The following is a 26,001-nucleotide window of genomic DNA, read 5'->3' on the forward strand; positions in this document are numbered from 1 at the left end:
GATCGAATCGACCGCCGGCGCCGTGAACGGGTGGTGCAGCGCCACGTAGCGGCCGCCTTCGTCGTCCCACTCGAACAGCGGGAAGTCGGTCACCCACAGCGGCGCCCAGCGGTCCTCGACCAGGCCGAAGTCCTTGCCGGCCTTGAGCCGCAGCGCGCCCATGAAGTCGCTGGCGGTCTTGTAGGCGCCGGCGCCGAAGAACGCGATGTCGCCGTTGCGCAGGCCGATCGCCTCGAGCAGGGCCTTGAACGCGTCCTCGGCGAAGAACTTCGCGATCGGCGAATTGACCGCGCCGGCCTCGTCGAGCTTCACGTACGCCAGCCCCTTGGCGCCGTACTTGGCGGCGTGCGCGGCGTACTCGTCGATCTGCTTGCGGCTGAGCGCGGCGCCGCCGGGGATGCGCAGCGCGGCGACGCGGCCGTCGGGATCGTTCGCGGCGTCGGTGAAGGCCTTGAACTCGCAGGACTTCACGAGCTCCGCCACGTCCACCAGCTCCAGCGGGTTGCGCAGGTCGGGCTTGTCGGAGCCGTAGCGGCGCATGGCCTCGGCCCAGGTCATGCGCGGGAAGGCAGCGTCGAGCTCGACCCCGATCACTTCCTTGAACACCTCGCGGATCATGCCTTCGACGGCATCCTGCACGTCGCGCTCGCGCACCCACGCGAACTCCATGTCGAGCTGGGTGAACTCGAGCTGGCGGTCGGCGCGCAACGCCTCGTCGCGGAAGCAGCGCGCGATCTGGTAGTAGCGGTCGAAGCCGGCCACCATCAGGATCTGCTTGAACAGCTGCGGCGACTGCGGCAGCGCGTAGAACTCGCCCGGGTGCATGCGCGCCGGCACCAGGAAGTCGCGCGCGCCTTCCGGCGTGGCCTTCGTCAGGATCGGCGTCTCGATGTCCTGGAAGCCGCGCGCGTCCAGCCAGCGGCGCAGCGCCTGCACCAGCCGGATGCGGGTGCGCATCATCTTCTGCATCTCGGGGCGGCGCAGGTCGAGGTAGCGGTACTTCAGGCGCACGTCCTCGCCCGCGTTCTCGTGGGCGTGGAAGGGCAGCGGCTCGGCCTTGTTGAGCAGCTCGATCTGCGTGGCCAGCACTTCGACCTTGCCGGTGCGGATCTTCTCGTTCACCGAATGGCGGGCGCGCACGACGCCGGTGATGCGCAGGCAGTCCTCGTAGCCCACCTTCGCGGCGGCGGCGACCACCGCGGCGTTGCCGGCGTCGGCGGAGGGCTCGGCCACGATCTGGACGATGCCCTCGTGGTCGCGCAGGTCGATGAAGCACAGCCCGCCCATGTCACGGGCGACGTCGGCCCAGCCGCAGAGGGTGACGGTCTGGCCGATCATGGACTCGTCCACGAGGCCGCAGAAATGGCTGCGCATGCTTGCTCCGAAGGGAATTCGCCGGGCCCGGACGGGCGGCGGAGGACCCGGGATTTTAGGGCCGGCGGGCCTGCCCCGGCAAACGCCGGGGCGTCCGGCGGCGGGCCGCTTACTCCGGCGCCAGCTCGCTGCCCCAGGGTGCCGGCGGGGCCGGCACGGGCCGGCTGAGGTCGAACTCGACCTGGAACAGGCGGCCGTTCGGGCGCGAGAGCTCGTAGACGAAGACCTGGCCGGGCTCGATTTCCATCGCCCAGGTGTTCTCCAGCGAGGCCATCAGTCCCTCGCGGCGGAAGGTGGCGATCGACTCCGCATCCACCGGGAAGGCCTGGCGGCGCGCGCTGCCGGGCGTGGCGGTGTCGCCGCCGTACATCGTGACGGCGTCGGAACTGCCGTCCTCGTGGCGGTGGTCGTGCTTGAGGCGCAGGCCGGTGGCGGTGCGGGTCAGCACCCAGGTGCGCGAGCGGTCTTCGCCGACATGGAAGGGAATGCGCAGTTCGTCGGCGTCGCAGCCACGTACGTGCATCACCAGCTTCTTGCCGGCGAAGGCATTGTCGGGCTGCGCCGGGGTGTCCACCCGTACCCTTCCCTCGAAAGCCTGGCCACAGTGGGTGGCGAGGCGCGCCAGGAAGGCGTCGACCGGCGCCACCTGCACCGCCGGATCACCCATTCCGGGCGGCGGCAGCGGCTCGGGCAGGCCGAACTGCGCGCCGGCATCGGGGCGGGCGGCGTCGGCACGGGTGGTCTCGGAGCCGGCGCAGGCGGCCAGCAGGACGGCGGTGGCGAGCAGGCTCGCGGCGTAGGTCGGGGTTTTCATGCCCCGACCCTACCCCGCCGCGGGCGCGGGCGGCAATCAGTCGGCCGCGGGCGTCGGCTTCGATTCGGCCGGCTTGGCGGCGGGCTCGGGCTTGGCCGCGGACTCGGACTTGGCGCCACCCTCGGCGAGGTTGCGCTTCTTGTCGCCGTCCTTCTTGAAATCGGTCTCGTACCAGCCCGAACCGGCCAGGCGGAAGCTCGGCGCGGTCAGCTGGCGCCGGACCTGGGGCTGGCCGCACTCGGGGCAGTCGGTCGGGTCGGGGTCGGAGAGCTTCTGGAGGCGGTCGAAGGCGTGTCCGCAGTGGGCGCACTCGAAGGCATAGATGGGCATGGTCGCGGGAGCTCGTGCGGCCGGTGGCCGGGTGGGTGGGTGGATTAGTGGGGTTTGGCCCCGGTCATTCAAGCCCCGCCCCCTGTGGGAGGGACTTCAGTCCCGATGCTGTTGGGTGAAAGGCATCGGGACTGAAGTCCCTCCCACAGGGGTGCGGGCCTCAGGCGTCGGTCGCTTCGAGGAGCTGGAGCCACTCGGCCTCGAGGGTTTCCTTCTCGCGGGCCAGCTTTTCCTGGCGCTGGGCCAGCTGCGCGACCTCGACGCCGCCGTCGTTGCCGTAGATCGCCGGATCGGCCAGCTGGCCCTCGACCTCGGCCAGCGCGGCCTCGAGTTCGGCGACGCGGGCCTCGACCTGGCGCAGGCGGCGGCCGGCGACCTCGATCTCGTGCTTGCTGCGCGCCGGCTTGGGCGCGGGCGCCGGCTTGGCCACAGGCACGGACGAAGGCTTGGCGGCGCGCGGCTCGTTGTTGCGGCTGCGCAGCCAGGCGGCGTACTCGTCGAGGTCGCCATTGAACTCCTCGACCTTGCCGTCGGCGACGCGCCAGAAGCTCTCGCAGACCAGGCCGATCAGGTGGCGGTCGTGCGAGACCAGCACGATGGCGCCGGGGAAATCGCTCAGCGCCTCGGCCAGGGCCTCGCGCATGTCGAGGTCGAGGTGGTTGGTGGGTTCGTCGAGCAGCAGCACGTTCGGCTCGAGGTAGGCGATCAGGGCCAGCGCCAGGCGCGCGCGCTCGCCGCCCGAGAAGCCGTCGATGTTCTCGAAGGCGCGGTCGCCGACGAAGTTCCAGCGGCCCAGGTAATTGCGCAGCACCTGTTCGCCGGCGTTGGGCGCCAGCTCCTTGAGGTGCCAGAGCGGGCTCTGCCCTTCGTGCAGGCTCTCGACGGTGTGCTGGGCGAAGTAGCCGATGCGCAGGTCGGGATGCGCCACGCGCTCGCCGGCCAGCGGGCGCAGCTCGCCGACCAGGGTCTTCACCAGCGTGGATTTGCCGGCGCCGTTCGGGCCCAGCAGGCCGACGCGATCGCCCGCCTCCAGCCCGAAGCCGACGTCGGCCAGGATTTTCGTGGCGCCCGTGGGAGCGGCGTAGCCGGCGTCGACGTGGTTGAGGCGGATCAGCGAGTGCGGCAGGCGCGCCGGCTCGGCGAAGACGATGCGGAACGAACGCTCGGCGCGCACGGCCTCGGTGCCGGCCAGCTTGGCCAGGCGCTTCATGCGGCTCTGGGCCTGGCGGGCCTTGCTGGCCTTGGCCTTGAAGCGGTCGATGAAGCTCTGCAGGTGGGCGCGCTCCGCCTGTTCCTTGTCGTGCGCGATCTGCTGCTGGCGCAGGTGCTCGGCGCGCTGGCGCTCGAAGCTGGTGTAGTCGCCGGCGTAGAGCTTGGCGCGGCCTTCGTGCAGGTGCAGCGTGTGCGTGCTGACGCCGTCGAGGAACTCGCGGTCGTGCGAGATCATCAGCAGGGTGCCCGGGTACTTGAGCAGCCAGGCCTCGAGCCACAGCACCGCGTCCAGGTCGAGGTGGTTGGTGGGCTCGTCGAGCAGCAGCAGGTCGGAGGGCATCATCAGCGCCCGCGCGAGGTTCAGGCGCACGCGCCAGCCGCCGGAGAACGAGGACACCGCGCGCGCGTGGGTGTCGGCCGGGAAGCCCAGGCCGTGCAGCAGCTTGCCGGCGCGCGCGGTGGCGTCGTAGCCGTTGATCTCGGCGAGGCGCTGGTGCGCGTTGGCCACGGCGTCCCAGTCCTCGGCGGCCATCGCGGCGGCCTCGGCCTGCAGGATGGCGTGCACCTCGGTGTCGCCCGAGAGCACGAAGTCGATGGCGGCGTCGGGCAGCGACGGGGTTTCCTGCGCCACGCTGGCGATGCGCACCTTGCCGGGCAGGTCGATGTCGCCCTGGTCGGCCTCGACCTCGCCCATGATCGCCGCGAACAGGCTGGACTTGCCGCAGCCGTTGCGGCCGATGACGCCGATGCGCCAGCCGGCGTGCAGGCTGAGGTCCACTTGGGAGAGCAGGAGGCGTTCGCCCCGGCGGAGGGCGAAATTGCGGAAGGCGATCATGACGTGGGCTGGAGCAAGGGTCGGGTAGTCTAACAGGCGGTCCGGCGCCCCCCTGCCCCGGACGCCCCCACGCCCGAGGACCGCCGATGCCCCATGACACCCCCCTGATCGCCCTGCTCGCCGTCGGCCTGGTGCTGGCGTTCGTCCTGGGAAGCCTGGCGCACCGGCTGCGCCTGTCGCCGATCGTGGGCTACCTGGTGGCGGGCATCCTGGTGGGGCCGTTCACGCCGGGCTTCGTGGCCGATCCCGCGCTGGCGATGGAGCTGTCCGAGATCGGCGTGATCCTGCTGATGTTCGGCGTCGGCCTGCACTTCTCGGTCGAGGACCTGATGGAGGTGAAGGCGATCGCCATCCCCGGCGCCATCGTCCAGATCAGCGTGGCCACGGTGCTGGGCTGGGGCCTGGCCTGGTTCCTGGGCTGGCCGACGCTGCAGGGCATCGTGTTCGGGCTGGCGCTGTCGGTGGCCAGCACGGTGGTGCTGCTTCGCGCGATGGAAGACCGGCGCCTGCTGGAAACCCGGCGCGGCCGCATCGCGGTGGGCTGGCTGATCGTCGAGGACCTGGTGATGGTGGTGGCGCTGGTGCTGCTGCCGGCGCTGGCCGAATCGATGGGCGAAGGCGCGAAGGACGGCACGCTCGCGCTGGGCCCGGTGATGGCGTCGTTGGGCTGGACCCTGCTCAAGGTCGGCGCCTTCGTGGCGCTGATGCTGCTGGTGGGGAAGCGCGCGATCCCGTGGTTGCTGGAGCGGGTGGCGGGCTTCGGCTCGCGCGAGCTGTTCACGCTGAGCGTGCTGGCGATCGCGCTGGGCGTGGCCTTCGGTTCGGCCAAGCTGTTCGGGGTGTCGTTCGCGCTGGGCGCGTTCTTCGCCGGCATGTTGCTCAACGGCGACCTGAGCCACAAGGCGGCCTCGGATTCGCTGCCGCTGCGCGACGCGTTCGCGGTGCTGTTCTTCGTGTCGGTGGGCATGCTGTTCGATCCGATGATCCTGGTGTCGCAGCCGCTGCCGGTGCTTGGCACCTTCCTGATCATCACGGTGGGCAAGTCGCTGGCGGCCTACCTGATCGTGCGCGCCTTCGGCCATCCCAACGGCACCGCGCTGACGATCTCGGCCAGCCTGGCGCAGATCGGCGAGTTCTCCTTCATCCTGGCCGGGCTGGGCGTGTCGCTGGCGATCCTGCCGGAGATGGGCCGCGACCTGGTGCTCGCGGGCGCGCTGCTGTCGATCATCGCCAACCCGCTGATCTTCGCGGCGCTGGACAAGCTCGAGGCGCGACGGGCCGCCGCGGACGCGGAGCGTGGCGTTCCCGCCGAGCCGGCGTCGGCCGGGAACCCGGGCCCGGCGCTGCCGACCGAAGGCCACGCCATCCTGATCGGCTACGGCCGCGTCGGCAGCGAGATCGCCAAGCTGCTGCGCGATCGCGACGTGCCGCTGGTGGTGATCGATGACGATGCCGACCTGGTGCAGAAGGCGCGCGACGCCGGCTTCCCGGCCATCCGCGGCAACGCCGCGACCCATCGCGTGCTGGACGAAGCCTCGCCAGCCGCCGCCCTGCTGGTGGTGCTGGCGATCCCGCAGGCCCTGGAGGCCGGCGAAGTGGTGGCCCGCCTGCGCGCGCTGAATCCCGGCCTGACCATCCTGGCCCGCGCGCACAGCGATGCCGAGGTCAAGCACCTGCTCCGGCACGGCGCCGACGGCGCCGTGCTGGCCGAAAAGGAGCTCGCCCACAGCATGGCCGAGATGGCCCTCTCCGCCCCGCCCTTCCGCCACCAGCGCGCCTGACGCCAAATCCTGTGGTAGGGACTTCAGTCCCGATGCCTGGCGCCCAGAAGCATCGGGACTGAAGTCCCTCCCACAAGGTCGTGGCTAGAACAGGTCGCCCTGCTCCGACGGCAGCGGCGCAACGGACACCGCCTGCTTCGCCCGCCCGCGCGCCGGCTGGCGCTTGCGGCTGCCGTGTTTCTCGAACACGCGCTGGCTTTCCTCGCGCGCGACGTAGGCGCGCTTCCAGGCGGTGAGCTTCGCGCGCGCCTCGCGGGCGGCCTGTTCGTGGTCGCGCACGGGCAGCGGATAGGTTTCGCCCAGCCGCAGTCCGGCGGCGCGCTGCTGCGCCGCGCCCATCTGCCAGGGCGTATGGATCCAGGCGTCCGGCACGGCCTCGAGCTCGGGCAGCCAGCGGCGGATGAAGGCGCCGTCCGGGTCTTGGTCCTGCGACTGCTTCACCGGGTTGTACATGCGCGGGATGTTGATGCCGGTGACGCCGGCCTGCATCTGCACCTGCGGGTAGTGGATGCCGGGCTCGTAGTCGGTGAACCAGCGCGCGAGCTGGCGCGCCGGCTCCGGCCAGTGCAGCCAGAGGTGGTAGCTGCTGATCGAGACCAGCATCGCCCGCGCCCGGAAGTTGATCCAGCCGGTCTGCTGCAGCGAACGCAGGCAGGCATCCACGAAGGGCCAGCCGGTTTCCGCGCGCTGCCAGGCGCCGAACCATTCGCGGTGGAAGTCGTCCTCGCGCAATCCGTCGAAGCCCCGGTGGACATTGCGGAACTCGATCTCCGGCTCGCTCTCGAGCTTTTGGATGAAGTGGCAGTGCCAGTGCAGGCGCTTCTCGAGCGAGGCCAGGTCGCGCGCGGGGACCGGGCTGCCCTCGCTGCGGGCGCCGCGGACCGCGTGCACCACTTCGCGCAGCGACAGCGCGCCGGTGGCCAGCGCCAGCGAAAACCGCGAACAGCGGGTCTCGGCGCTGAGCGGGCTGCTCATGCCGCGCATGTAGCCCGTGCCGCGGCCCGAAAGGAAGGTGTGCAGCGCCCGCTCGCCGCGCCGGCGGCCGCCGCGCTGGCGACCCGGACAGGGATCCGGCGCGAGGCCGAGGGCATCCGCCGAAGGGATGTCGCCCGGCGCGACATCCGGGACCGGCGCGATCGTCGGCTCGGCCAGCGGTGCCGGCGCCATGCGGCGCTCCCACTCCGCCGCCCAGCCGTTGCGGCTGCGGAGCCGGCGCTGCACGCCGCCATTCGGGGCTTCATTCCACGCGATCCCGTTCGCACGCGCCCAGGCCGCGACCCGGCGGTCGCGGGCGAAGGTCCAGTCGTTGCCGGTTTCCTCGTGCGACCACAGGCCGGCCAGGCCGTGACGACGGTGCAGCTGGTCCAGCACGTCCACCACGTCGCCGGTGCGCACGACCAGCGGCTGGCCGAGGCGGGCGAGGTCATCACGCAGTTCTTGCAGCGCCTCGGCCGTGGCCGCCCATTGCCGCCCGCTGGCGTCGGGCAGCGCCCAGTAGCCCGGCTCCGCCACGTACAGCGGCAGCACCGGCCCGCGCGCCGCCGCGGCGCACAGGGGCGCATGGTCCTGCGTGCGCAGGTCGCGCTTGAACCAGACGAGTTGGACGGGCATGGCGACAGCCTGCCCGGAGGGCCGTGAACCCCTTGTGGCAGGGATGGCATGAGGACATGCCGGAAGCTTGGGTGCCCGGCGGCCGGCATCGTGGTATCAAAGGCCGTCCCCAGCCCCGCAGGAGAGACCCGATGCGCCGCAACCCGCTGACCCTCGCGCTGCTGGCGGCCCTCGCCGCCAGCCCCGTTTTCGCCCAGACCGCGCCGGAGGAAACCCCCGACGAAACCGCCCTGCTCGACGCGGTCATCGTCACCGGCACCCGCGTCGCCGACCGCACCGTGGCCGAGTCCACGGCGCCGATCGACATCCTCACGCCCGAAGCCCTCACCGCCACCGGCACGCCCGAACTGGCCACCGCGCTGTCGCGCGCCCTGCCCTCGCTGAACTTCCCGCGCCCGGCCATCAACGACGGCACCGACACCGTGCGTCCGGCCCAGCTGCGCGGCCTCTCGCCCGACCACGTGCTGGTGCTGGTGAACGGCAAGCGCTACCACCCCGGGTCCCTCGTGAACGTCAACGGCTCGCAAGGCCGCAGTTCGTCGCCGGTCGACCTCAACACCATCCCGATCTCCGCCATCTCGCGCGTGGAAGTGCTGCGCGACGGCGCCTCGGCGCAGTACGGCTCGGACGCCATCGCCGGCGTCATCAACATCGTGCTCAAGGGCAGCGATTCGGGCGGCAGCGTCAACGCGCGCTACGGCCAGTACAGCGCCGGCGACGGCGAGATCGCCCAGGTCGGCGCCGACGCCGGCTTCGCGCTGGGCGCCGACGGCTTCCTGCATCTCTCGGCCCAGGTCGGCCAGCAGAACCAGACCGACCGCGCCCGCCCCTTCATCGGCACGCCCGGCCCGACCACCCCGCCGCTGGGCGTGGTGGTGCAGCGCCAGGGCGACCCGGAAGTCGACTACGGCTCGCTCACCTTCAACGGCGAGGTCGCGCTCGGCGAAGTCTTCTCGTTCTACGGCACCGGCATTTACACCGAGCGCGACGCCCTCTCGAACGGGTTCTTCCGCCCGGCCGGCGACGCCCGCAACATCCCGGCCATCTATCCGAACGGCTTCCTGCCGCAGATCAACAACGTCTCCACCGACACCCACCTGGGCTTCGGCGTGCGCGGCACGCTGGCCAACGGCACCTCGGTGGACGTGAGCTACACCTACGGCACCAACGAACTGACCTTCGACATCCTCAACACGCTCAACCGCAGCCTCGGCCCGACCTCGCCCACCGAGTTCTACGCCGGCGCGCTGGAGGTCGAGCAGGACGTGTTCAACCTCGACTTCAGCAACCAGCTCGACTGGGGCCTGGCCTACCCGGTGACGCTGTCGTACGGCGCCGAGTGGCGCCAGGACAGCTTCACGCAGAGCCCGGGCGAGCCCCTGTCGTACGCGCTGGGCACGTTCGCGAACATCCCGGGCGCGCAGGTCTTCCCCGGCTTCCGTCCCAGCGACGGCGGCAGCTTCGACCGCCGCAACGTCTCGGTGTACGCCGGCGTGGAGGGCGAGGTCACCGAGCGCCTGTCGCTAGGCGTGGCCGCGCGCTACGAGGATTACACGGATTTCGGAACCACCTCGAACTGGAAGCTGTCCTCGCGCTACGAATTCAACCGCGCGGTCGCGGTGCGCGCCACGGTTTCCACCGGCTTCCGGGCGCCGTCGCTGCAGCAGCAGTACTTCCAGTCCACCGCCACCAACTTCATCGGTGGCGTGCCGTTCGACATCGCCACGCTGCGGGTCAACAACCCGGCCGCGATCGCCCTCGGCGCCGAGCCGCTGCGCGCCGAGGAATCCACCAACGCCAGCATCGGCCTCGTGCTGCAGCCGGCCGAAGGCCTGTACGTGACGATCGACGCCTACCAGATCGAGGTCGACGACCGCATCACGCTGTCGGAGAACCTCACCAGCACCGCGGTGCGCAACTACCTCAACGCCAACGGCTTCCCGGGCCTGGGCGGCGGCCGCTACTTCACCAACGCCATCGACACCACCACGCGCGGCGTGGACATCGTGGGCACCTACGCCTGGCAGCTGCAGGACAGCACGCTCGACCTGACGCTGGGCTACAACTACAACAAGACCGACATCGACCGCGTGGCGGCCAACCCGGCCGCGCTCACCGCGATCGACCCGACCGCGCTGCGCTTCGGCCGCGTCGAGCTGGCCCGCTTCGAAGTGGGCGCCCCGCGCGACAAGCTGGTGGCGGGCGGCGTGTGGAAGACCGGGGCCTTCGAGTTCGCGGCCACGGCGACGCGCTACGGCGAGTTCACCGTTCTGTTCGGCAACAACCCGGCCGACACCTCGCGCGACCAGACCTACGGCGCGGAGTGGACGCTGGACCTGTCGGCCAGCTATACGCATGAGCGCTGGCGCTTCACTCTGGGCGCGGACAACGTGCTCGACAGCTACCCGGACGAAGTGCTGTTCGCCAACTCCACCTCCGGGCAGCTGCCCTACAGCGGCAGCTCGCCGTTCGGCTTCAACGGCGCCTACCTGTACGCCAACGCCAGCTACACCTGGTAAAAGCCCGCCGCGAAAAAGGGGTCAGAGTGATTATTTGCTTCAAGCAAATAATCACTCTGACCCCTTTTTCCGTCAGGCGCGGAGGAAGGCCAGGGTGCCGCCTTCGGCGGTGACCTTCACCGTGTCGCCCTGGCCGAATTCGCCGGCCAGGATCTTCTGGGCCAGCGGGTTTTCCAGCTGCTGCTGGATGGCGCGCTTGAGCGGCCGGGCGCCGTACACCGGGTCGAAGCCGACGTTGCCCAGCAGGGCCAGCGCGGCGTCGTCGATTTCCAGCTTGATCTGGCGTTCGGCCAGGCGCTTGGACAGGTACGCCGTCTGGATGCGGGCGATGGACTGGATCTGCTCGCGGCCCAGCGGGTGGAAGACCACGATCTCGTCGAGCCGGTTGATGAACTCCGGGCGGAAGTGCGACTGCACCACGCCCATCACCGCCGCCTTCATCTGGATGTAGGCCGCGTCGCCCTCGCCGCTCAGCTCCTGGATGTGCTGGCTGCCGAGGTTGGAGGTCATCACGATCACGGTGTTGCGGAAATCCACGGTGCGGCCCTGGCCGTCGGTGAGGCGGCCGTCGTCGAGCACCTGCAGCAGGATGTTGAACACGTCAGGATGCGCCTTCTCGACCTCGTCGAGCAGCAGCACGCTGTAGGGCCGGCGCCGCACCGCCTCGGTGAGGTAGCCGCCCTCCTCGTAGCCCACGTAGCCCGGGGGCGCGCCGATCAGGCGGGCCACGGAGTGCTTCTCCATGAACTCGCTCATGTCGATGCGCACCATCGCGTCCTCGGTGTCGAACAGGAAGCCGGCCAGCGCCTTGCACAGCTCGGTCTTGCCCACGCCGGTGGGGCCGAGGAACAGGAACGAGCCGTTGGGCCGGTTCGGATCGGACAGGCCCGCGCGCGAGCGGCGGATCGCGTCGGACACCGCCTTCACCGCCTCGTGCTGGCCGACCACGCGGTGGTGCAGCGCGTCCTCCATCTTGAGCAGCTTCTCACGCTCGCCCTCGAGCATCTTGCTGACCGGGATGCCGGTCCAGCGCGACACCACCTCGGCGATTTCCTCGGCGGTGACCTTGTCCTGCAGCAGCTGGAAGCCCTTGGTCTCGACCGCCTGGGCCGATTCGAGCTGCTTCTCGAGCTCGGGGATGCGGCCGTACTGCAGCTCGCTGGCCTTGGCGAAGTCCTGCTGGCGGTGCGCGGCGTCCAGCGCCAGGCGCGCCTGCTCCAGCTGCTCCTTGACCCGGGTGGCGCCGGTGAGCGTGGCTTTCTCGGCCTTCCAGATTTCCTCGAGGTCGTTGAACTCGCGCTCGAGCGTGGCGATCTCGGCTTCCAGGTCGGCCAGGCGCTGCTGCGACTCCTTGTCCTTCTCCTTCTTCAGCGCCTCGCGCTGGATCTTGAGCTGGATCAGGCGGCGCTCCTTGCGGTCCATTTCCTCGGGCTTGGAGTCGATCTCCATGCGGATGCGCGAGGCGGCCTCGTCCATCAGGTCGATGGCCTTGTCGGGCAGCTGGCGGTCGGCGATGTAGCGATGCGACAGCGTGGCCGCGGCGACGATCGCCGGATCGGTGATCTCGACGCCGTGGTGCACGGCGTAGCGCTCCTTCAGGCCGCGCAGGATGGCGATGGTGTCCTCGACGCTGGGCTCGCCCACGAACACCTTCTGGAAGCGGCGCTCGAGCGCGGCGTCCTTCTCCACGTACTTGCGGTACTCGTCCAGCGTGGTGGCGCCGATGCAGTGCAGCTCGCCGCGGGCCAGCGCCGGCTTGAGCATGTTGCCGGCGTCCATCGAGCCCTCGGCCTTGCCCGCGCCGACCATGGTGTGCAGCTCGTCGATGAAAAGGATCACCTGCCCCTCCTGCTTGGACAGGTCGCTGAGCACGCCCTTGAGCCGCTCCTCGAACTCGCCGCGGAACTTGGCGCCGGCGATCAGCGCGCCCATGTCCAGCGACAGCACGCGGCGGTTGCGCAGGCCCTCGGGCACTTCACCGTGGATGATGCGCTGGGCCAGGCCTTCGACGATCGCGGTCTTGCCGACGCCGGGCTCGCCGATCAGCACCGGGTTGTTCTTGGTGCGCCGCTGCAGCACCTGGATGGTGCGGCGGATCTCCTCGTCGCGGCCGATCACCGGGTCGAGCTTGCCGGCCTCGGCGCGGGCGGTGAGGTCGATGCAGTACTTCTCCAGCGCCTGGCGGTTTTCCTCGGCGTTGGCGTCCTGCACCTTCTCGCCGCCGCGCAGGGCCTCGATGGCCTGCTCCAGCGAAGCCTTCTGCGCGCCGCTGGCCTTGAGCGCCTGGCCCAGCGCGCCCTTGTCCTCCAGCGCCGCCAGCACGAACAGCTCGCTGGCGATGAAGCCATCGCCGCGCTGCTGCGCCAGCTTGTCGCAGACGTTCAGCAGCCGCGCCAGGTCGTTGCCCAGCGACACCTCGCCGGCCTGGCCGCTGACCTTGGGCAGCTTGTCCAGCGCTTCGCCCAGCCGCTGGCGCAGCGCGGCGGCGTTGACGCCGGCCTGGGCCAGCATCGGGCGCGTGCTGCCGCCCTGCTGGTCGAGCAGGGCAACCATCAGGTGCAGCGGTTCGATCAAGTTGTGGTCGCGGCCCACGGCCAGCGACTGCGCGTCGCTCAACGCCTGCTGGAAACGCGAGGTGAGTTTGTCCATGCGCATCGGGGAACCCCTTGGGAATCCGGGGCGGCGGGTTGCCGCCCGTATGCCCAGCAAATGGCGCCCCGGCGCGGGCCTTTCAAGCGAAGCCCCGGCCGCCGGTTCAGAGCGCGGACAGCGCGGCCTCGAAGTCGTCGTTGCCGGGCTCGCCCTTGAGCGCGTTCTGGAAGGAAACGCGCGCGGCGTCCTTCTTGCCCGCGTGGGCCTGCACCTGCCCCAGCCGGTACCATGCGTGGTGGTGCGGCGGCTGGCCCGGCGCCAGCGGCAGCGCGAGGTAGCGGCGCAGCGCGGCCTCGCCCTCGGGCAGGAACCGGCCGGACAGCGCCGCGGTGCGGCCCAGCTGGTACTGGGCGCCGGCGGCCGCGGGGTCTTCCTTGGTCCAGGCCTGGTAGAGCGCGAAGGCCTCGTCCCACTGCTGCGCGGCCTGCCAGGCGGTGCCGGCGGCCATGCGGAAATTGGTGTTGTCGGGCCGGGCACGGTAGGCGGCGCCGTAGGCCTTGGCGGCCGCGGGCAGGTCCTCGGCGTGCTGCGCCAGGCGGCCCGCCGCGTAGTGGCCCCGCGGCGGATCCCGGCGCACCAGCTCGGCGGCGTGGGCCCGCGCCTTGTCGACGCTGCCGCCGGCGAAGGATGGCGCCTGCAGGTAGAACTCGATCAGGTTTAGGCGCGCCTCGTGGATCGCCGGGTCCAGTTCGAGCGCGCGCTCGAAGGCTTCGCGCAGCTTCGGCGCCATCGAGGCCTGCCGCAGCATGTTCACCTGGCCGATGCGCTGGCCCAGCGCGTTGCCCAGCCAGTAGTGCGCCTGGGCGTTGACCGGGCCCAGCGCCACCGCGCGCTCGGCCGCCTCGATCGCGTCCTCCGGCTCGCGCTGCTGCAGCAGCAGGCGCGCGTGCAGCACGTGCACGTCGGCACTGCGCGGCTGGGCCTTGAGCAGGGCGGTGATGGCGGGCGCGGCGCGCGCATCCTTGGCCACCAGCCAGGCCGTGGCTTCGGCGACGGTGGCGGCGCTGGCCGCGAAGGGCAGCGCCAGCAGCAGGGTCAGGGCAAGGAGGGATGCTCGCATGCGGAGGTCTCGGGCCGGGGAGGCGCGACCATGACACGGGCGCCGCGCGGCGTCAGCCTGCCAGAAGGCAGGAAATCGCCATCGGTTCAGCCTTGGCGCCAGGCCAGGGTCGCCAGCCGCCCGCTGCGCCCGTCCCGGCGATGCGAGAAATAGCGCGCCGCATCGCTGATGGTGCACTCGCCGCCGCCATGGACGTCCCGCACGCCGACGGCCGCCAGCCGCTGGCGCGCCAACGCGTAAAGGTCCACGCGCCAGTGGCCCGGGCGCGTGTCGGTGAAGGCTTCGGCCGCCGTCGGATCGTGGGCCAAGAAGGCCTCGCGCACCTCCGCGCCGATCTCGTAGGCCCGGGGTCCGGCCGCCGGCCCCAGCCACGCGATGATCTCGCCCGCCGGTGCGTGCATCGCGCGCACGGTGGCCTCGAGCACCCCGGCGGCCAGGCCGCGCCAGCCGGCGTGGGCGGCGCCGATCTCGCGGCCGTCGCGGGCCGCGAACAGCACCGGCAGGCAATCGGCGGTCAGGATCGCCAGCACCACGCCGGGCGCGGAGGTGACGGCGGCATCAGCCACCGGCTCGGGCCCGCCCGCGGGCGGCACATCGACGCGGACCACGGTGGTGCCGTGCACCTGGTCCAGCCAGTGCGGCGCCGAGGGCAGGCCCAGCCAGCCGGCCAGGCGGTCGCGGTTGGCGCGGGCCAGCGCGGGGTCGTCGCCGCAGCGCAGCCCGAGGTTGAGGCGATCGAACGGCGGCGGCGACAGGCCGTCGCCCCCGCGCAGGCTGGTGCCGCCACGGACGCCGGGCGGCGCCGGCCAGTTGGCCTCGGTCCAGGCGCCGGTGGCGCTCATCCCGCCTTCTTGGCGGCCGCGGTGTCGTTGCGCAGGTCGAGCACGAGGCCCTGCATGTCCTCGGGCATCGGCGACTCCACCGTCACCAACTCGCCGCTGGCCGGGTGCTTGAAGCTGAGCTTCTCCGCGTGCAGCGCCTGGCGCTTGAAGCCCTGCAGCCGCGCGACCAGGTCCTCGGTGGCCGCCTTGGGCAGCCGGAACGACCCGCCGTACAGCGGGTCGCCGACGATCGGATGGCGGACGTAGGCCATGTGCACGCGGATCTGGTGGGTGCGGCCCGTCTCGAGGCGGCACTCGACCAGGGTGTGGGCGCGGAACTTCTCGCGGACCCGGTAATGGGTGATGGCGTCGCGGCCGGGCGCGCCTTCCTTGGCCACGGCCATGCGCACCCGGTCGGTGGGATGGCGGCCGATGGGCGCGTTGATGGTGGTGCCGGCGACCATCGTGCCCTGCACCACCGCGAGGTACTGGCGGTGCACCTCGCGGCCGGAGAGTTGCTCCACCAGCGAGGTGTGCGCGCGCAGGTTGCGGGCGACCACCATCAGGCCCGAGGTGTCCTTGTCGAGGCGGTGGACGATGCCCGCGCGCGGCAGGCCGGCCAGGCGCGGGTCGAAATGCAGCAGCGCGTTCACCAGCGTGCCGCGCGGGTTGCCGGCGCCGGGGTGCACGACCAGGCCGGCCGGCTTGTTGACCACCAGGACGTCGTCGTCCTGGTGGAGGATGTCCAGCGGGATGTCCTCGGGCAGGGCCTCGCCGGTCTCCACCTCGATCCGTACCGACAGCGTGACCGGCTCGCCGCCGCGCACGGCCTCCTTGGGCTTGACCAGGCGGCCGTCGAGCAGGGCATCCCCGGCCTTGATCCACTCGGTGAGCCGGGAGCGGGAGAAGTCGGGGAACAGCTCGGCCAGGACCTGGTCGAAACGCCGTCCCGCCGAGGCCTGGGGGATGCTGGACTCGAGCAGTTCACGCTCGTTGTCGTCGTTTTCTGGCGGATTGGGCTGGGACATGGGGGTCTCGTGGGGCCGGGGCGGGCCCGGGGCCGCATTCATGGAGGCGACAGCGGGCTTTCCGGTATTATCCCTGAACTCGCTGCCTCCAGCGCCCTGACCTGCCGAACCTGATGACCCGACTGCACGGAATGACGCGTTTCCTCCTGATCCTGATGCTGGCCACCGGCCTGGCGGGGTGCTCGACCATCGGCGGCTGGTTCGGCGACAAGCGCGACGAAACCGAGATCCTGCCGGTCGAGGAAATGTACGCCACCGGCAAGGAGGCGCTGGAGAACCGCAACTACGCCCGCGCCGGCCGCTACTACCAGCGCCTGGTCGCGCGCTTCCCGTTCGGCGAGTACAGCGAGCAGGCCCAGCTGGAGCTGGCCTACGTGCAGTACAAGCTGGCGATGACCGAGGAGGCCACCTCCACGATCAACCGCTTCATCCGCACCTACCCGACCCACCCGCACATCGATTACGCCTATTACCTCAAGGCGCTGATCAACTTCGACCGCAGCTCGAGCGCGCTGCTGCGCCTGACCCGCCAGGACCTGGCCACCCGCGACCTCGGCGCGCCGACCCAGAGCCTGAACGACTTCGCCGACGTGGTGCGCCGCTACCCCAACAGCCGCTACGCCCCGGACGCCCGGCAGCGCATGGTGTACCTGCGCAACCTGTTGGCCCGCCACGAGGCCGGCGTCGGCCAGTACTACCTGCGCCGCGGCGCCTACGTGGCCGCCGCCAACCGCGGCAAGTACCTGCTGCAGACCTATCCGCAGAGCGAGCACGACGGCGACGCCCTGGCCCTGATGGCCGCGTCCTACGCCGCCCTCGGCCAGGACGACCTGGCCGCCGACGCCCGCAAGGTGCTGGAAGCCAACCACCCGGACCACGCCTACCTGTCGCAGGGCGACAAGTGGCCGCAGGGCACCGGCATCATCAGCCGCATCAACCCCTTCGACTGACCGGGCACGCCCGCCGGCCCGACGCGACGCCGCCCACCGGGCGGCGTTTTCGTTTCAGTCGCGCCAGCCCGAAGTGATGGGGTAGCGGCGTTCGCGGCCGAAGGCGCGCTTGGACAGCTTCGGGCCCGGCGCGGACTGGCGCCGCTTCCACTCGCTGATGCGCACCAGCCGCAGCACGCGCTCGACGGTGTCGCGGTCGTAGCCCTCGCCGACGATCTCGCCCAGCGACATCTCCTGGTCGACGTGGCGGAACAGGATGGCGTCGAGCATCTCGTAGGGCGGCAGCGAGTCCTGGTCGGTCTGGTTCTCGCGCAGCTCGGCCGAGGGCGGGCGCGTGATGACCTGCCCCGGGATCGCCGGCGAGCGCGCGTTGCGCCAGCGGCACAGGGCCTGCACCTCGGTCTTGTACAGGTCCTTGATCGGGCCGAAGCCGCCGCACATGTCGCCGTAGATGGTGGCGTAGCCGACCGCATATTCGCTCTTGTTGCCGGTGGTGAGCAGCAGGCCGCCGAACTTGTTCGACAGCGCCATCATCAGCGCGCCGCGGCAGCGCGACTGCAGGTTCTCCTCCGCGATGCCCGGCTCGAGCCCGTTGAACAGCGGCGACAGCGCCTCGAGGAAGCCGGTGAACGGCGCCTCGATGGCCACGGTTTCCAGCCGCACGCCCAGCAGGCGCGCCTGCTCCTCGGCCAGGTCGTTGCTCAGGTCGGAGGTGTAGCGCGAAGGCAACCGCACGGCGGCGACGTTGCGGGCGCCGAGCGCATCCACCGCCAGCGCCAGCACCAGCCCGGAGTCGATGCCGCCGGACAAGCCGAGCCAGACGCGGTCGAAGCCGTTCTTGCCGCAGTAGTCGCGGATGCCGCGCACGATGGCGCGGTAGGCCAGCGACTCACGGGTCTCGTCGTCCTCTTCCGGCCAGCGCAGGCGGGTGAAGCGGCGCGCATCGGCGTCGAAGTCGGCCACCAGCCAGTGGTCCTCGAAGGCGCGCGCGGCCGGGTGCACCCCGCCGTCGCCGTCCGCCAGCACCGAGGCGCCGTCGAACACCAGTTCGTCCTGGCCACCGACCAGGTTGAGGTAGGCCAGCGCCGCGCCGGACTCCTGCACGCGCTGGGCCAGCAGCGCGTCGCGCTGCGCGGTCTTGTCGCTCTCGAAGGGCGAGGCATTCGGCACCAGCACCAGCTCGGCGCCCAGCGCCGCCGTCTCGGCCATGGGCTCGGCGAACCAGAGGTCCTCGCAGACCACCAGCCCGACCTTCACGCCCTGGACCTCGAAGCAGCAGGCCTCGCCGTCCGGATCCACCGCGAAGTAGCGGCGCTCGTCGAACACGGCGTAGTTGGGCAGCTCGCGTTTGCGGTAGGTCAGGTCGATGCGGCCGTCGCGCATCACGCTGGCCGCGTTGTAGACCACCGAACCGGCGGCCTGCGGCCAGCCCACCACCGCGGTGATGCCGCGGCAGCTGGCCGCGACTTCGTGGATCGCACGCTCGCAGGCGGCCAGGAAAGCGGGCCGCATCAGCAGGTCCTCGGGCGGGTAGCCCGACAGCGCCAGCTCCGGGAAAAGCACCAGGTCGGCGCCGTGCACGTCGCGCGCCTCCGCCAGCATCGCCTTGATCCGCTGCGTGTTCGAGGCCACGGCGCCCACGGGGAAATCGAACTGGGCGAGCGCGATGCGTAGGGTGCGGGGCATTCTCTACTCCGTGGCTCCGGGGCCAGGCGGGTCAGGCGGATGGGTCGGGGCGGGGGCCAGAGTGTAGCGCGACGGATGCGCGAGGAAGTCCTCGCCCAAGGCGCGCGCCGCGGTCGAGGACACGTGGTCGTCGTCCCAGAACAGCGCATAGCCGTCCCGGGTCGCCGGGCATTCGACATCGCCGCAAAAGAAAGCCGTCGGATCCACCACGCGCAGGTTGGGGTGGCGAGCCGATAGTGCGCGCAGGATTCGCCGAAGCGGTTCGGCGCGGGCCTCGAAGGCGTCGCGCGGCAGCGCGCAATCCGCGACGCGCCCGGCGGCGATGCAAACCGGCGCCGGCTGCCGGAGCGCCGGCACCGACGCCACCAGCACCACTTCGCGCACGTCGGCCAGGCGCGAAACCGTCCGGTCGAGTTCGGACGACAGCCAGGCCAGGTCCCAGGGTCCGGACAGATGGCTGCTGAACAGGCCACCCAGCACCACCGTGTCGTAGGCCCCCGGTGCCGTGATGGCTTCCAGCGCGAGCCGGTTGCGTGCCTCGCAGCGCGGCTTGCGCAGCGGATCGCGCGGGTGCGGTGGAATCGGTCCGGCCAGCGGCGGGCAGGAATCCATCGTCATCGGCCGGACCCGGGTGCCGCGCGCGCGCGCGAAGACTTCGGCGAACGGCCGCAAGGCGAAAGCATGCGAATCGCCCCACACCACGAGCCGGGCGCCGTCGACGGTCGGGCACGCCGGCGGCGTTGGCCCGACTACGATGGCGGTGGCGTGGTAGTGGCAAGTGGCCATGTCCTGGGGGCGATCGGCGCGCGTGCGCTCCACCATCGCCCGGCGTTCGGGGGGCACCAGGTCCAGCCGCCCGAGGCCCAGCGCCAGCACCAGCACCGCGGTGCCGAACGCGCCGCCCGCCAGCAGCACGCGGCGCGGCGGCGCGCGCCAGCCGCGCCGGATCGGCTGCTCCACGTAGCGATGGGTCAGGGCCGCCAGTCCCAGGGCCAGCAGGCAAAGCCCAGCCCGCCAGGCCAGTGATGACGGCCCCGGCGAGGTGGCGCGATCCAGCGCCAGCAGCGGCCAATGCCACAGGTAAAGCGAATAGGACCACAGCCCCAGCCAAACCATCGGCGCCGTCGACAAGCCGCGCCCCACCCAGCCCAGGTCCGGGGAGACGTGAACGGCGCGCAGCACCATGGCCGTGCCCAGCACGGGCAGAAGCGCGCCGAGCCCCGGGAAGTGGTCCTGCCACGCCCCCGCCGCCAACGCCACCAGCACCAGCGTCAATCCCGCCGTCGCGAGCCAGGCCACGCCGCGCGGCGACGGCCGCGCCACGGCCGGCGACAGCGCCACCAGCGCACCGGCAGCCAACTCCCAGAAGCGCGAGGGCATGCGGAAGAAAGCCTGCTGCGGCGCGAACTGCAGCCAATGCTCGGCGAGCAGCAGCGACGCCAGCGACAGCACCAGCAACCACGCCCTCGCAGCGCGCAAGCCGCGCGCGAGGAGCAGGCCAAGCAACAGCGGGAACACGAGGTAGAACTGCTCCTCCACCGCCAGCGACCACAGGTGCAGCAAGGGCAGTTGGTCGGTCGGGCCGGCGAAGTAATCGCCCGCCGTGGCCAGGAAATACTCGTTGGCCACGAACAACACGGAGGCCAGCGCCGACTCGGTCAGCGGGCGGAAGGGCGCCCCCAGCGGTCCCAGCCGCCAAACCGACAGCAGCAGCACGGCCGCCACCACCAGCAGCAGCGCAGGCAGCAGCCGGCGCACGCGACGGGCATAGAAGTCCGGCAGGTCGATGCGACCCTTGGCCTGCCATTCCCTCGCCAGCAGCAAGGTGATCAGGTAGCCCGACAGCACGAAGAAGACGTCCACGCCCGCGAAGCCGCCCGGCAGGATCGCGGCGTCAAGGTGGTAGACCACCACCGCGACGATGGCGATCGCACGCAGGCCGTCGATCTCGCGACGGTAGGCCAGTGGGCTCATCGCTAGCAGTTCATCCGTGCGATCCGTGGTGGGCCCGGAACGACGAAGGGCCGCACGCGGCGGCCCTTCGGGTCGGTCGATGGCGCGAGTTTACTTCTTCAGGCGGGCCGCGATGGCCTTGCCCAGGTCGCCGGGCGACTTGACCGTGGTGACGCCGGCCTTCTCGAGCGCGGCGAACTTGCCCGCCGCGGTGCCCTGGCCGCCGGAGGCGATCGCGCCGGCGTGGCCCATGCGCTTGCCGGCCGGGGCCGAGGCGCCGGCGATGAAGCCGACCACCGGCTTGGTGACGTACTCGGCGATGAACTCGGCCGCTTCTTCCTCGGCGCTGCCGCCGATCTCGCCGACCATGATGATGCCCTCGGTCTGCGGGTCTTCCTGGAAGAGCTTGAGCGCGTCGATGAAGTTGGTGCCGTTGATCGGGTCGCCGCCGATGCCGATGCAGGTCGACTGGCCGAGGCCGGCGTCGGTGGTCTGCTTCACGGCTTCATAGGTCAGGGTGCCCGAGCGCGAGACGATGCCGATCTTGCCCGGCATGTGGATGTGGCCCGGCATGATGCCGATCTTGCACTCGCCCGGGGTGATCACGCCGGGGCAGTTCGGGCCGATCAGCACGACGTCGTCGTAGCCCATCAGGGTGTTCTTGACGCGCAGCATGTCCAGCACCGGGATGCCCTCGGTGATGCAGACGATGACCCGGATGCCGGCGTCGGCCGCTTCCAGGATCGCGTCGGCCGCGAACGGCGGCGGCACGTAGATCACGGACGCGTCGGCGCCGGTTTCCTCGACCGCTTCACGCACGGTGTTGAACACCGGCAGGCCGATGTGGGTGGTGCCGCCCTTGCCCGGGGTGACGCCGCCGACGACCTTGGTGCCGTAATCGAGCATCTGCTCGGCATGGAAGGTGCCCTGCTGGCCGGTGAAGCCCTGGACGATGACCTTGGTGTTCTTGTTGACCAAAACGCTCATGGAATTCTGTCCTCAGGCTGCAGCGGCGACGGCGAGCTTGGCGCCGTCGTTGATGTCGTTGGCGGCCTGGATGGCCAGGCCGGAGTTCTTGAGGATCTCCTTGCCCTTCTCGACGTTGGTGCCCTCGAGGCGCACGATCACCGGCACCTTGACGTCCACTTCCTTCACCGCGGCGATGATGCCCTCGGCGATCATGTCGCAGCGGACGATGCCGCCGAAGATGTTGACGAAGATGGCCTTGACCTTGTCCGAGGACAGGATGAGCTTGAAGGCCTCGGTGACACGCTCCTTGGTGGCGCCGCCGCCGACGTCGAGGAAGTTGGCCGGCGAGCCGCCGTTGAGCGAGATCACGTCCATCGTGGCCATGGCCAGGCCGGCGCCGTTGACCATGCAGCCGATGTTGCCGTCCATGGTGACGTAGTTGAGGTCGTGCTGGCTGGCCAGCACCTCGGTCTCGTCTTCCTGGCGGATGTCGCGCATCGCGGCCAGCTCCGGGTGGCGGAAGGTGGCGTTGTCGTCGGAGTTGATCTTGCCGTCGAGCACCGCCAGGTCGCCGTTGGTGAGGATGGCCAGCGGGTTGAGTTCGACCAGCGCCAGGTCCTTCTCGTTGAACAGCTTGTACAGGCCCAGCATGATCTTGCTGAGCTGGCCCACCTGCTTGGCGTTCAGGCCAAGGGCGAAGCCCATCTCGCGGCACTGGTAGGGCTGCAGGCCCTGCACGAAGTTAACGTTGAGGGTCTTGATCGCGTCCGGGTTCTCGGCGGCGACCTGTTCGATCTCCATGCCGCCTTCGGCCGACGCGATGAAGGTGATCGAGCGCGTGCCGCGGTCGACCAGCACCGAGAGGTAGAGTTCCTTGGCGATGTCGGTGGCCTGGGTCACCAGCACCGTGTCGACCGGCAGGGCGATGCCCGCGGTCTGGTAGGTGGCCATCTTGGTGCCGAGCATGCCCTTGGCGTACTCGCGGACCTGGTCCAGGGTCTTGGCCAGCTTGACGCCGCCGGCCTTGCCGCGGCCGCCGGCATGGATCTGGGCCTTGACCACCCAGAAGTCGCCGCCGATGGCCTTGGCCGCATCCACGGCCTCTTCAGGGGTACGGGCGACGCGACCGGCCGGGACGGCGATGCCGTAGTCGGCGAACAGTTGCTTGGCCTGGTATTCGTGGAAGTTCATGCGGCTACCTGTGCTTGGGGAGGGCTCGCGAGCGAGGGGCGGTATTGTCGCCGACCCCTCCGGCAAAGGCAAAAGGCCCGGCCCGTCGGCCCCGGGGCCTGCCCCGCGGGCCTGGCAGCGCGGGTTCGCAGGCATAATCGGGCCATGGCGCCCCCCAACCACCGCAACGCCCACGCCGCCTCGCCGCAGCGGCGCGAGCTGTATTTCTTCACGCTCTACCGGTTGCTGGAGGTGGCGCTGCTGGCCCTGGTGGCCTTCAGCCCGCTGGGCGAGCTGATGCTGGAGATCCGGCAGCCAGTCGTCCTTCAGGTGCTGGTGATGGTGTACCTCGCGGCGGCGCTCGGCATGGTCTACGCCAGCTTCCGCAGCCAGATGCCGCCGCGGCGGCAGGCCGCGCTGGGCCTGGGCCTGGACCTGCTGGTGGCGGGCGGCGTGCTGGCCACCACCAGCGGCAGCCAGGGCGGGATCGCCCTGCTGCTGCTGTTCAATGTCGGCGCGGGCGCCCTGATCCTGCCCCAGCGCGCGGGCCTCGGCTTCGCCACCGCGGCCGCGCTGCTGGTGCTGGCCGACAGCCTGCTCAACCGCACCTTCGACCCGCTCAACGCCCGCCCGCTGGCCGAGTCGGTGATGTTCAGCGTGACCTACCTGGCCACGGCGGTGCTGTGCGAGCTGCTCAGCCGCCAGGTCTCCGAGTCCCAGGCCCTGGCCGAGAAGCGCGGCGAGGAGCTGGCCAACCAGGCCGAGATCAACGAGCTGGTCATCCGGCGCATGCGCACCGGCATCCTGGTCGTGGACGGCGAGCACCGGGTCAAGGTTTGCAACGAGGCGGCCTGGGGCCTGCTCGGCAAACCTTCGCCCGACCGCCAGCAGCTGGCCGACATCGCCATGGACCTGCACCGCGCCCTGCTGCTGTGGCGCCAGGGCCGGGGCGACATCCCGCGGGCCATGACCCTGGCCGAGGGTGCCCCCGAGGTGCTGCCCCGCTTCGTGTCGCTGAGCCTGACCGACAACCTGTTCCTGATCTTCCTCGACGACAGCCGCATCTACTCCGACCGCGCCGAGGAGCTGACCCTGGCCACCCTGGGCCGGCTGTCCGCCAGCATCGCCCACGAGATCCGCAACCCGCTGGCCGCCATCAATTATTCGGTGCAGCTGCTGGAGGAAACCGCGGTGCTGCCCGAAGCCGACCGCCGGCTGCTGGAAATCATCCACACCCAGTGCCAGCGCATGAACGGCATCGTCCAGGACATCCTGGGCCTGGCCCGGCGCGAGCGCTCGCAGCCCGAGACAGTGGACATCAGCCAGTTCGCCCGGCGCTTCGTGGACGAGTACCGGGCCAGCCACCCGCTGGAGACCGACATCCTGCAGGCGATCAGCCACCGCAGCACGCTGGCCATGGCCGATCCCCGCCACCTGCACCAGGTGCTGACGATCCTGGTGCAGAACGCGCTGACCTACGGCCGCATGCCGGGCGAGCCGGCCAAGGTGACCGTGTCGGTGCCCAGCGCGCCGCCCGGAGCACCGCCGGAGTTGAACGTGCTCGACCGGGGCCCGGGCATCCCGGCGGCGGTCGCCGAGCAGATCTTCACCCCGTTCTACACGACCAGCGAGCACGGCACCGGCCTGGGCCTCTACATCGCCAAGCAGCTCTGCGAGGCCAACCAGTGCACCCTGAGCTACCAGCCGGTGCCGGGCGGCGGCAGCTGCTTCCGCATCATCCTGCCGCCGGGCATGACCCTGATGCAGGACGACAGCCCGACGGGTCGGCTCAATCTGGCTTGAGACCCACGCCTTCAGCTAATGTGTAGGGGTTCCCGCCCCGACCGGTAAGTGATGACGACCCCCCGCAGCGCCCTCGTGGTCGATGATGAACGCGACATCCGGGAGCTGCTGGTCCTGACCCTGGGCCGGATGGGCCTGCGGGTGGACACGGCGGCCGATTTGTCGAGCGCGCGCGCCCAGCTCGCCCAGGGCAGCTACGACCTGTGCCTGACCGACATGCGCCTGCCCGACGGCTCGGGCCAGGACCTGATCGAGCACATCGCCCAGCGTTACCCCGACACGCCGGTGGCCATGATCACCGCCTTTGGCAACGTCGAGGCCGCGGTGCAGGCGCTCAAGGCCGGCGCGTTTGATTTCGTCACCAAGCCGGTGGACCTCTCGGTGCTGCGCCGGCTGGTGCAGCACGCCCTCGACCTCAACGAACAGCGCCGCAGCACCACGCCCGCCAGCAACCGCCTGATCGGCGACTCGCCGCGCATGCAGCAGCTGCGCCAGACCATCGGGCGCGTGGCCCGCAGCCAGGCGCCGGTCTACATCAGCGGCGAGTCGGGCGTGGGCAAGGAGCTGGTGGCGCGGCTGATCCACGAACAGGGCTCGCGCGCCGGCGGCAACTTCGTGCCGGTGAACTGCGGCGCGATCCCGTCCGAGCTGATGGAAAGCGAACTGTTCGGACACAAGAAGGGCAGCTTCACCGGTGCCCACGCCGACAAGGAAGGCCTGTTCCAGACCGCGAACGGCGGCACCCTGTTCCTGGACGAAGTGGCCGAGCTGCCCCTGCACATGCAGGTGAAGCTGCTGCGCGTCATCCAGGAAAAGTGCGTCCGCCCCGTGGGCGCGCCGGCCGAGCTGCCGGTGGACGTGCGCATCCTCTCGGCCACGCACAAGAACCTGGCGAAGCTGGTGGAGGAAGGCAAGTTCCGCCAGGACCTCTACTACCGCATCAACGTGATCGAACTCGCCGTGCCGCCGCTGCGCCAGCGCCGCGAGGACATCCCGGTGATCTCGGCCGCGATCCTCAAGCGCCTCGCCGGCGAGCAGGCCGACGCCCTGCCCGCACTGTCGGAGGAAGCCGAGGCGGCGCTGGCCGCCTACCCCTTCCCGGGCAACGTGCGCGAACTGGAGAACGTGCTCGAGCGTGCCGTGGCGCTGTGCGAAGGCCACCGCATCGAGGTCGCCGACCTCTACCTGCCGCAGGTGGACAGCCTGATCGGCCAGGAGGCCGACGCCCCGCTGCGCACGATCGCCCCGCCCTCGCCCACCGCCTTCGGACCCGACGGCACGCCGCTGCCGGACGCCATCGAGCAGATGGAGCGCGAGACCATCCAGAAGGCGCTGGAGGCGAACCGCTACAACAAGACCAAGACTGCGGCGGCGCTCGGCATTACCTTCCGGGCGCTGCGTTACAAGCTCAAGAAGCTGGGGATGGAGTAAGG

18 protein-coding genes are annotated in these 26,001 nt (G+C 70.7%); 5 read left to right on the forward strand and 13 right to left on the reverse strand.

Annotated elements, in window-relative coordinates:
* The 4 genes from aspS to VFV21_RS04630 form a co-directional block, all read right to left on the reverse strand.
* A partial coding sequence (gene aspS, locus VFV21_RS04615; RefSeq protein ID WP_329668313.1) for an aspartate--tRNA ligase occupies nucleotides 1-1,374 on the reverse strand: 1,374 nt, incomplete at its 3' end.
* A gap of 109 nt (nucleotides 1,375-1,483) precedes the next feature.
* A complete protein-coding gene (locus VFV21_RS04620; protein WP_329668398.1) occupies nucleotides 1,484-2,041 on the reverse strand; it encodes a hypothetical protein in 558 nt (185 codons plus the stop codon).
* A gap of 183 nt (nucleotides 2,042-2,224) precedes the next feature.
* On the reverse strand, nucleotides 2,225-2,518 hold the full coding sequence (locus VFV21_RS04625; RefSeq protein WP_329668314.1) for a zinc ribbon domain-containing protein: 294 nt from the start codon (nucleotides 2,516-2,518) through the stop codon (nucleotides 2,225-2,227).
* A 160-nt stretch (nucleotides 2,519-2,678) separates the two neighbouring features.
* A complete protein-coding gene (locus VFV21_RS04630; RefSeq protein WP_329668315.1) occupies nucleotides 2,679-4,565 on the reverse strand; it encodes an ABC-F family ATP-binding cassette domain-containing protein in 1,887 nt (628 codons plus the stop codon).
* 86 nt (nucleotides 4,566-4,651) lie between these two features.
* Between VFV21_RS04630 and ybaL the strand changes: the two genes are divergently transcribed.
* Nucleotides 4,652-6,346 (forward strand): YbaL family putative K(+) efflux transporter, encoded by a 1,695-nt coding sequence (ybaL, locus tag VFV21_RS04635; protein ID WP_329668316.1) that lies wholly within the window; start codon nucleotides 4,652-4,654, stop codon nucleotides 6,344-6,346.
* Nucleotides 6,347-6,430: 84 nt separating this feature from the next.
* Here the strand turns inward: ybaL and VFV21_RS04640 are convergent, their stop codons facing one another.
* Nucleotides 6,431-7,957: an FAD-binding domain-containing protein gene (locus tag VFV21_RS04640; protein WP_329668317.1), complete on the reverse strand. Its 1,527-nt coding sequence runs from the start codon at nucleotides 7,955-7,957 to the stop codon at nucleotides 6,431-6,433.
* Between the two features lie 131 nt (nucleotides 7,958-8,088).
* Between VFV21_RS04640 and VFV21_RS04645 the strand changes: the two genes are divergently transcribed.
* Complete coding sequence (locus VFV21_RS04645; protein ID WP_329668318.1) at nucleotides 8,089-10,476, forward strand: TonB-dependent receptor; 2,388 nt, start codon at nucleotides 8,089-8,091, stop codon at nucleotides 10,474-10,476.
* 72 nt (nucleotides 10,477-10,548) lie between these two features.
* Here VFV21_RS04645 and clpB read toward each other — a convergent pair whose 3' ends face one another.
* The 4 genes from clpB to rluD form a co-directional block, all read right to left on the reverse strand.
* A complete protein-coding gene (gene clpB, locus VFV21_RS04650; protein WP_329668319.1) occupies nucleotides 10,549-13,131 on the reverse strand; it encodes an ATP-dependent chaperone ClpB in 2,583 nt (860 codons plus the stop codon).
* 100 nt (nucleotides 13,132-13,231) lie between these two features.
* Entirely contained in the window at nucleotides 13,232-14,188 is a 957-nt protein-coding gene (locus tag VFV21_RS04655) for a tetratricopeptide repeat protein (protein WP_329668320.1), read from the reverse strand.
* A gap of 86 nt (nucleotides 14,189-14,274) precedes the next feature.
* Nucleotides 14,275-15,030, reverse strand: coding sequence for a peptidoglycan editing factor PgeF (gene pgeF, locus VFV21_RS04660; RefSeq protein WP_329668321.1), 756 nt, complete (start codon nucleotides 15,028-15,030; stop codon nucleotides 14,275-14,277).
* Nucleotides 15,027-16,037 carry a 23S rRNA pseudouridine(1911/1915/1917) synthase RluD gene (gene rluD / locus VFV21_RS04665; RefSeq protein WP_329668322.1) on the reverse strand — a complete coding sequence of 337 codons (1,011 nt, stop codon included), beginning with the start codon at nucleotides 16,035-16,037 and terminating at the stop codon, nucleotides 15,027-15,029. The genes pgeF and rluD overlap by 4 nt, the downstream gene beginning before the upstream one ends.
* A gap of 131 nt (nucleotides 16,038-16,168) precedes the next feature.
* Between rluD and VFV21_RS04670 the strand changes: the two genes are divergently transcribed.
* The gene (locus VFV21_RS04670; protein ID WP_329668323.1) at nucleotides 16,169-16,987 is read left to right on the forward strand and encodes an outer membrane protein assembly factor BamD; all 819 of its coding nucleotides are present in this window, start codon (nucleotides 16,169-16,171) and stop codon (nucleotides 16,985-16,987) included.
* A gap of 54 nt (nucleotides 16,988-17,041) precedes the next feature.
* On the opposite strand, the gene VFV21_RS04675 is transcribed toward VFV21_RS04670, so the two are convergent.
* The 4 genes from VFV21_RS04675 to sucC form a co-directional block, all read right to left on the reverse strand.
* Nucleotides 17,042-18,673: an NAD+ synthase gene (locus VFV21_RS04675; protein WP_329668324.1), complete on the reverse strand. Its 1,632-nt coding sequence runs from the start codon at nucleotides 18,671-18,673 to the stop codon at nucleotides 17,042-17,044.
* A gap of 3 nt (nucleotides 18,674-18,676) precedes the next feature.
* Complete coding sequence (locus VFV21_RS04680; RefSeq protein ID WP_329668325.1) at nucleotides 18,677-20,647, reverse strand: acyltransferase family protein; 1,971 nt, start codon at nucleotides 20,645-20,647, stop codon at nucleotides 18,677-18,679.
* Between the two features lie 90 nt (nucleotides 20,648-20,737).
* Nucleotides 20,738-21,613 (reverse strand): succinate--CoA ligase subunit alpha, encoded by an 876-nt coding sequence (sucD, locus tag VFV21_RS04685; protein WP_034210840.1) that lies wholly within the window; start codon nucleotides 21,611-21,613, stop codon nucleotides 20,738-20,740.
* Between the two features lie 12 nt (nucleotides 21,614-21,625).
* On the reverse strand, nucleotides 21,626-22,786 hold the full coding sequence (gene sucC / locus VFV21_RS04690; RefSeq protein ID WP_329668326.1) for an ADP-forming succinate--CoA ligase subunit beta: 1,161 nt from the start codon (nucleotides 22,784-22,786) through the stop codon (nucleotides 21,626-21,628).
* A gap of 144 nt (nucleotides 22,787-22,930) precedes the next feature.
* Between sucC and VFV21_RS04695 the strand changes: the two genes are divergently transcribed.
* Both VFV21_RS04695 and VFV21_RS04700 read left to right on the forward strand, forming a co-directional pair.
* A complete protein-coding gene (locus tag VFV21_RS04695; protein WP_329668327.1) occupies nucleotides 22,931-24,568 on the forward strand; it encodes a HAMP domain-containing sensor histidine kinase in 1,638 nt (545 codons plus the stop codon).
* 51 nt (nucleotides 24,569-24,619) lie between these two features.
* A complete protein-coding gene (locus VFV21_RS04700; RefSeq protein WP_329668328.1) occupies nucleotides 24,620-25,999 on the forward strand; it encodes a sigma-54 dependent transcriptional regulator in 1,380 nt (459 codons plus the stop codon).
* Nucleotides 26,000-26,001: the final 2 nt, after the last annotated feature.

This window comes from Arenimonas sp., from assembly GCF_036275555.1.
Classification (GTDB): Bacteria; Pseudomonadota; Gammaproteobacteria; order Xanthomonadales; family Xanthomonadaceae; genus Arenimonas.